Below are 6,665 nucleotides of genomic sequence, written 5' to 3' on the forward strand. Positions count from 1 at the left end.
GGCAACGGCGGGCCGCCGGGCTGCGGCGTGACCGACGGCGCGACGGCGGGCGAGGCGCAGGCGCCGGCGGCGAGCGCCAGCGCCACGGCGGCGGCACATACGATGCGGCGCATGCTCATTGGTACTCGCTCAGCCGCGGGCGGAGGCCGAAGATGATCGCCAGCGCGGCCACGCCGGCGAGGATCGCGGATCCGACGGCGAGGAAACCGGTGGCGCGGGCCGAGTCGTCGACGAGCCGCTGGCCGCGGGCGCGCAGTTCGCCGATGCGGTCCTCAAGCTTGGCGTCGAGCGCCACGAACTGCGTGCCCGACGACGTCCCGTCCGTGCCGATCGCGACGTCCACGGCTCCCGCGTAGTCGCCGCGGGCGAGGTGGTGGCGCATCTCGCCGTGGGCGGCCTGCCACGCGTCGAGATTGCGTCGCGCGCCGGAATCGGTGCCGCCGTCGTCCTCGTCCAACGCGTCCTCGATGGTGACCATGCGCTGGTCGAACGTCTGCGGGATCGCGGAATCGTCCCCGCGGGCCAAGAGGTTGCGCGTCTCGTCGGTGCGCGCCTGCTGGGCGGCGATGCGCGCGGTGGTGATCACCGAGAGCGGGCCGGTGCTTTCGGCGGCCGCGCGCTGGCTGAACGACGCGGACACGAGACCGGCGACGAGCGCCCAGGCGAACATCAACGCGATCGCGACGGTGGCCGTCACCAGCCCGAAGTTGAGCCGTCGGTTGCTGCGGCGGGCCAGGTAGACCTGGAACGCCACCAACAGGACGAGGGTGAGGGCGATGATGAACAGCGGCATCCAGTCCACAGAGGCATTGCGGTGTTCCAGGTCGACCACCGCCGCCGACTGCTCCGAGTACAGCCGCCGCGCGTCGGGCAGCAGCTGCGTCTGCATCATGTGCGAGGCTTCGCCCAGGTAGTTGACGCCCACCGGGTTGCCGGCGCGGTTGTTGGCGCCGGCCGTGGCGATCAGGCCGGTGTAGATGGGCAGCCCGGCGGACAGCGACGCCAACAGCGCACGGGCGGTGGTGTCGTCGTCGCCCACCCCCATCGTGGCGGTGGCGAGGGCGGCGCTGGCGGCGGCCACCGCGGAGTCGTAGCGGTCCACCATCACCCGAGGCTGCAGTCCGCCGGCGAGGAACGCGGTGGAGGCGGAGGCGTCGGCGATCGACAGCGACGAGTAAAGGTCCTGCGCGGCGTTGGCGAGCGGGTCGGCACTGCCGCGCAGCGTGTCGATGCGCGTGTCGCGGGCGCCGACGGCCAGCCCGGTCGCCGCGCCGGAGGCCAGCGCCAACAGCACCAGCACGAGCCCGATCGCGGCCAGCCGTCCCGGCGTGGACAGTGCCTGGTCGCGCCAGTGTCCGGCGCGCGTGAGCAGCGCGTCTTCGACCACGGCCGCCGCAGCGCCGCGTCGACCCCGCAGCCGTACCCCGCCGTCCACTGACACGTGCCCGCTCCCCATGTCGACCAGTCGTTCTGCACTGAGTCTTCCGCCACGACTCGATTCGTCGCGTTGTGCTTCGTCACGATGAGGATAGAAGACCGCCGGTTGCGCGGAGGCAGGTCCCTGACGATGCCGCACGGCGCGGCGCCCGGTCATCCTGCCCGACGTCCGTCCAGGCCGACTACGGCGGAACCCGTGGCCGCCGCCTACGCTGGCCGGGGAACCTGCGGAGGTGTGCGGACGATGCGTGGAGACGGCGACGGGTGGGCGATCGGCCCGGACGGACGGCGGCGTTGGGGCCGCCACGGTGCGGCCGGGCTGCTGCTGCGGGCGCCTGGGCATGGGGGAAGCCCGCACGTGCTTCTGCAGCACCGGGCCGCATGGAGCCACGAGGGCGGCACCTGGTCCATCCCGGGCGGCGCCCGCGACAGCCACGAGGACGCGGTGGCGGCGGCCGTGCGTGAGGCGCACGAGGAGTGCGGGCTGCCGGCCGGGCGGATCGCCGTGCGCGCGGACCTGCGCACGGCCGGTGACGACGCCACCTGGTCCTACACCACCGTGGTGGCGGACGCCGACGAGCCGCTGTCCACCGTGGCCAACCGTGAGAGCCTGGAGCTGGCGTGGGTGCCGGAGTGCGACGTGGCGGGGATGCTGCTGCACCATGCGTTCGACGACGCCTGGCCCGGGCTGCGCACGCGGCCGCTGCGGCTGATCGTGGATATGGCCAATCTCGTCGGGTCGCGGCCCGACGGCTGGTGGCGCGACCGGGCCGGCGCGGCGGAGCGGATGCTCGACGCGCTGGAGGGCGGCGTGCCGCGCACTGTCCCTTTGGGGTCGGCGGGCTTCGGCTGGACGACGCAGGTGATCGCCGTGACCGAGGGCAAGGCGCGTGCCGCCGGAGACCGCGACTCCATCGACGTCGAACGTGCTCCGGGCAGCGGCGACGACACCATCGCGCAGTGCGCCGCGGGGATGTGGGACGGGGTCACCGCGGTGGTCACCGCGGACCGGGGGCTGCGGGCGCGGTTGCCCGCGGACGCCGAGGTGATCAGTCCGGGGCGGGTGCTCGGCTGGCTGTGAGCGTGCACGGCGGATCCGCCTAGTCGACGTGCTCCTGCAGGAACCCGTCGAGGATGCGGTTGACGTCCCCGGCGGCCTCCATCTGCACGAAGTGCCCCGCGCCGGGCAGGATCTCCTGCACGGCGAGGCCGGGCACCGTGGCCGCCATCTTGTCCAGGCACCGCGTCCCCAGCATGGTCAGCACCGGGTCGTCCGCGCCGGCGATGAAGGCGGTCGGCACCGTGATCTGTGCCCCGTCGTGCGGCTCGTTCTGCTCCCAGGCCAGGTCCTGCGCCCGGTACCAGTTGAGTCCGCCGGTGAACCCGGAGCGGGTGAACTCGTCCACGTAGAAGGCGAACTCGTCGGCGGTCAGCCACGGCCAAGGCAGCGGGGGTGCCGCGGGCAGCGATGCGATGTAGCCGGTGGCAGCACCGTCCTCGTCGGTGCTGGGACGGCGCCAGCACGCGTAGTAGTCGCCCTGGCCGGACAGCGCGTACATCAGCCGGTGCAGGAACTCGGCGGGCGCGGCATCCAGCTCGGCCTCGGCCACCCCGGGCGCCTGGAAGTAGTGCTGGTGGAAGAAGTGCTGCTCGGCGAGCATCGCGAACGCGTCGGAGGGGCGCAGCGGTGAGCGGGGCAGCCGCGGCACCGCCAGCTGCGCCAGGCCGGCAACCCGGTCCGGCATCCACAGCGGCAGGTCCCAGGCCAGCGCGGCGCCGAAGTCGTGGCCGGAGAACACGGCCCGGTCGATACCCAGCGCGTCGAGCACGGCGGCCATGTCCGCCACGGTGGTGCGGCGGTCGTAGGCGGCCACGTCGGTGGGGCGCAGCGACGCGCCGTATCCGCGCATGTCCAGGGCGATGGCGCGGCGCCCCTGCGCGGCGAGCGCGGGCAGCTGCGCGCGCCAGCTGAACCAGGAGCCCGGGAAGCCGTGGCAGAACACGACCGGGACGCCCCGCAGTTCGGCCACGGGGATCTCCACGGCGTGCAGCGTGCCGCCGTCCACGGGCAAGCTGTGGGCGACGGCACCGTGACGGCGCATCCAGGCCGTGCCTGCGTCCGGCCCTGCTCCTGCGTCCTGCCCTGCCCCTGCGTCCGGCCCTGCGCCGGCGGTCACGCGAGCGCCGAGCGCAGCGTGCGGGCGGCGGACTCCGGGTCGGAGGCCCGGGTGACGGCGCGGACGACGACGATGCGCTGCGCTCCCGCCTCGCGTACTGCGGCGACCCGGGTGCCGTCGATGCCGCCGATCGCGAACCACGGCTTGGGCTGGTCTTCGGCCGCCACGGTGCGCACCAGATCCAGCCCCGGGGCGTCGCGGCCCGGCTTGGTGGGGGTGGGCCAGCAGGGGCCGACGCAGAAGTAGTCGACGCCGGGGGCGGCGCCGGCGGCCTGCGCCTGCGCGGCGTCGTGCGTGGACCGGCCGATGAGCATCCTGTCGCCCACCACCCGGCGGGCGTGGGGGACGGGGAGGTCGTCCTGGCCCAGGTGCAGCACGTCGGCCCCCGAGGCGAGGGCGATGTCCGCGCGGTCGTTGACGGCGAGCAGCGCGCCGTGGCGTCGGGTGGCCGCCCGCAGGACCGCGAGGGCGGCGAGCTCCTGGCGCGCCTCGAGCGGGCCGTGCTCTGCCTCCCCCTCCGAGCCTTTGTCGCGCAACTGGATCACGTCGACGCCCCCGCGCAGCGCGGCGTCGGCGAACTCGTCCAGGTCGCCGGTATCGCGGCGCGCGTCGGTGCACAGGTACAGCCGCGCCCGGTCCAGCTGATCGCGGGGGTGGCGGGACCGCGGATGGCCGGGCGCTGCGTTCATGACTCCGACCGTAGCGGCTACGGTGGAGGCACACACGGGAGTCCCCGGGATCGTGGGGCTGAGAAAGGGCGCGCCCGCCCTGACCGTCGGACCTGATCCGGATCATGCCGGCGCGGGAAGGTGGATGACTGTGGATTCGGCACCCGACATTGCACGCGGAGCGGGCGGCGCGCGGGTCGACGTGGTGGGCGCCGGCGTCGTCGGCTCGGCCATCGCGTGGCGCGCGGCCCGCGCCGGGTATGCGGTGCGGCTGTTCGACCCGCTCCTGGCGCCCGGCGCGGCGCAGACGGGCGCGTCGTGGGCGGCGGGCGGCATGCTCGCCCCCTACAGCGAGGGTCGGCCGGGGGAGCATCGCGTGCTGGAGCTCGGCGCGGCGTCGCTGGCCCGGTGGCCGCGCATGGCGTGCGAGCTGCGTGAGCAGACCGGGGTCGACGTGATCAGCGCGCGCGGCACCCTCATGGTGGGGGCGGACGGCGCCGACGCGGACGAGCTGCGCACAGTGGGCGCCTGGCTGGGCGACGCGGACGGCGCGGCGGACGCGCAGGCGGAGCCGCTCACGCGCGCCCAGGTCCGCGGGCGTCACCGCGCGCTGGCCCGGAACCTGCGCGGCGGGCTGTGGCTGGCCGGGGAGCTGGCGGTGGACAACCGTGCCCTGCTGCGGGCGTTGCGGCGCGCGGCCGTGGATTCCGGCGCGGTCCCGGTGGCGGCGCGGTGCGCGTCGATCGTCGATGCGGATGCGGATCACGTGGTGGTGACGGCCGGAACGGACGCGGCCGCGCTGCTGCCGGGGCTGCCCGTGCGGCCGGTCAAGGGCGAAATCCTGCGGCTGCGGCGCCCGCCCACGGTTCCGCCGCCACCGCCGTTCACGGTGCGGGCGGGAGTGCACGGGCGGCACGTGTACCTGGTGCCACGGGCCGACGGGCTGGTCGTGGGCGCGACGATGTACGAGCACGGCGAGGATCGGGCCGTCACCGTCGGAGGCGTGCGCGACCTGATCGCCGACGCACAGACCATCCTGCCGTCGATCGCCGAGTACGAGTTGGTGGACGCCATGGCGGGGCTGCGGCCGATGACGCCGGACAACCTGCCGGTCATCGGCACAGTGGAGGGTGCCGCGGCGGGCGGGCGAGGGCCGCGGATCATCACGGCATGCGGGCACGGCCGCAACGGCGTGCTGCTTACCGCGGTCACCGCCGACGCAGTCCTGGCGGAGCTCGCTGGCGCGCCGCTAGCGGAGACGGACGGGCTGGGACCGCAGCGTTTCCGGTGGGATGGGTTGCGCCAGGGCGGGCTGCGGCAGGACGGGAATGGCCCGGGCGGGGTCCGGGAAGCGGGATGAGCCGGCCCCGCAGTGGACCGGCGATGGTCTGACGAAAGAGGCGAAAATGCAGGTACAGGTCAATGGTGATGCGCACGAGGTGCCGGAGCCGTGCACGGTCGCCCGGCTGTTGGACAGGCTGGGGCTGCCTGATTCCGGGGTGGCGGTGGCGCGTGACGGGATAGTGCTGCCGAAGTCGGCGTGGGACGCGCCGGTGGCCGACGGCGACGGTTTCGAGGTGCTCACGGCGGTGCAGGGTGGTTAGTGCCGAGGTAACCGGGCCCCGGACGCCCGAGCCGCGCGCGGATGCCACCGGCGGGGATCCGTTGGTGATCGCCGGCCGGGAGCTGCCGTCGCGCCTGATCATGGGGACCGGCGGCGCGGCCAACCTGGACCTGCTGGAGCGTGCGCTGGTGGCGTCGGGTACGGGGCTGACGACGGTTGCCCTGCGGCGGGTGGACGCGCAGGCGGGGACCGGCGTGCTGGAGTTGCTGCGGCGCTTGGGCATCGCCCTGCTGCCGAACACGGCGGGCAGCCGCGGCGCCGACGAGGCGGTGCTCACGGCCCGCCTGGCGCGCGAGGCGCTGGGCACCGAGTGGGTCAAGTTGGAGGTGATCGCCGACGAGCGCACGCTGCTGCCCGACGCGATCGAGCTGGTCGCCGCCGCCGAGCAGCTGGTGGACGAGGGTTTCGTCGTGCTGCCCTACACCAACGACGACCCGGTCCTGGCCCGCCGTCTCGAGGACGCCGGGTGCGCGGCGGTGATGCCGCTGGGCGCGCCCATCGGCACGGGTCTGGGCATCTCCAACCCGCACAACATCGCGATGATCGTCGAGCACGCGGGCGTGCCGGTGATCCTCGACGCCGGGATCGGCACCGCCAGCGACGCGGCGCTGGCCATGGAACTCGGCTGCGACGCGGTGCTGCTGGCCACCGCCGTCACCCGCGCGGACGACCCGGAGACGATGGCCGCGGCCATGGCGGCGGCGGTGCGCGCGGGTCGCCTGGCGCGCCGGGCCGGCCGGGTGCCCCGGCGGTTCTGGG

7 protein-coding genes and 1 riboswitch are annotated in these 6,665 nt (G+C 74.7%); of the genes, 4 read left to right on the top strand and 3 right to left on the bottom strand.

All coding sequences use genetic code 11. The annotated features are described in order from the left end of the window. Positions 1-115: 115 nt before the first annotated feature. On the bottom strand, positions 116-1,441 hold the full coding sequence (locus tag JJ683_RS18325; protein WP_200176233.1) for a GlnX family signal transduction membrane protein: 1,326 nt from the start codon (positions 1,439-1,441) through the stop codon (positions 116-118). Positions 1,442-1,681: 240 nt separating this feature from the next. On the opposite strand from JJ683_RS18325, the gene JJ683_RS18330 reads away from it, so the two are divergent. Further along, complete coding sequence (locus JJ683_RS18330) at positions 1,682-2,518, top strand: NUDIX hydrolase (protein ID WP_200176234.1); 837 nt, start codon at positions 1,682-1,684, stop codon at positions 2,516-2,518. A 19-nt stretch (positions 2,519-2,537) separates the two neighbouring features. Here the strand turns inward: JJ683_RS18330 and JJ683_RS18335 are convergent, their stop codons facing one another. After that, positions 2,538-3,539 (bottom strand): alpha/beta fold hydrolase, encoded by a 1,002-nt coding sequence (locus JJ683_RS18335; RefSeq protein WP_200176235.1) that lies wholly within the window; start codon positions 3,537-3,539, stop codon positions 2,538-2,540. A 71-nt stretch (positions 3,540-3,610) separates the two neighbouring features. Further along, entirely contained in the window at positions 3,611-4,303 is a 693-nt protein-coding gene (thiE, locus tag JJ683_RS18340) for a thiamine phosphate synthase (protein ID WP_200176236.1), read from the bottom strand. Between the two features lie 24 nt (positions 4,304-4,327). After that, a riboswitch (TPP riboswitch) is annotated at positions 4,328-4,440 on the top strand. Between thiE and thiO the strand changes: the two genes are divergently transcribed. The 3 genes from thiO to JJ683_RS18355 all read left to right on the top strand — a co-directional run. Continuing rightward, complete coding sequence (gene thiO, locus JJ683_RS18345) at positions 4,434-5,642, top strand: glycine oxidase ThiO (RefSeq protein ID WP_307811049.1); 1,209 nt, start codon at positions 4,434-4,436, stop codon at positions 5,640-5,642. (Overlaps the previous riboswitch by 7 nt.) Positions 5,643-5,688: 46 nt before the next feature. Then, positions 5,689-5,886 carry a sulfur carrier protein ThiS gene (thiS, locus tag JJ683_RS18350; protein WP_200176239.1) on the top strand — a complete coding sequence of 66 codons (198 nt, stop codon included), beginning with the start codon at positions 5,689-5,691 and terminating at the stop codon, positions 5,884-5,886. Between the two features lie 100 nt (positions 5,887-5,986). Further along, a partial coding sequence (locus JJ683_RS18355) for a thiazole synthase (RefSeq protein WP_242474855.1) occupies positions 5,987-6,665 on the top strand: 679 nt, incomplete at its 3' end.

The organism is Tomitella cavernea, from assembly GCF_016599145.1.
In the GTDB taxonomy this organism is placed as follows: Bacteria; Actinomycetota; Actinomycetes; order Mycobacteriales; family Mycobacteriaceae; genus Tomitella; species Tomitella cavernae.

What these genes read in the sequence shown, in the direction of transcription:
- thiE (WP_200176236.1), bottom strand. Translation starts at nt 4,303, where the DNA reads ATGAACGCAGCGCCCGGCCATCCGCGGTCCCGCCACCCCCGCGATCAG.
- JJ683_RS18330 (WP_200176234.1), top strand. Translation starts at nt 1,682, where the DNA reads ATGCGTGGAGACGGCGACGGGTGGGCGATCGGCCCGGACGGACGGCGG.
- JJ683_RS18335 (WP_200176235.1), bottom strand. Translation starts at nt 3,539, where the DNA reads ATGCGCCGTCACGGTGCCGTCGCCCACAGCTTGCCCGTGGACGGCGGC.
- thiS (WP_200176239.1), top strand. Translation starts at nt 5,689, where the DNA reads ATGCAGGTACAGGTCAATGGTGATGCGCACGAGGTGCCGGAGCCGTGC.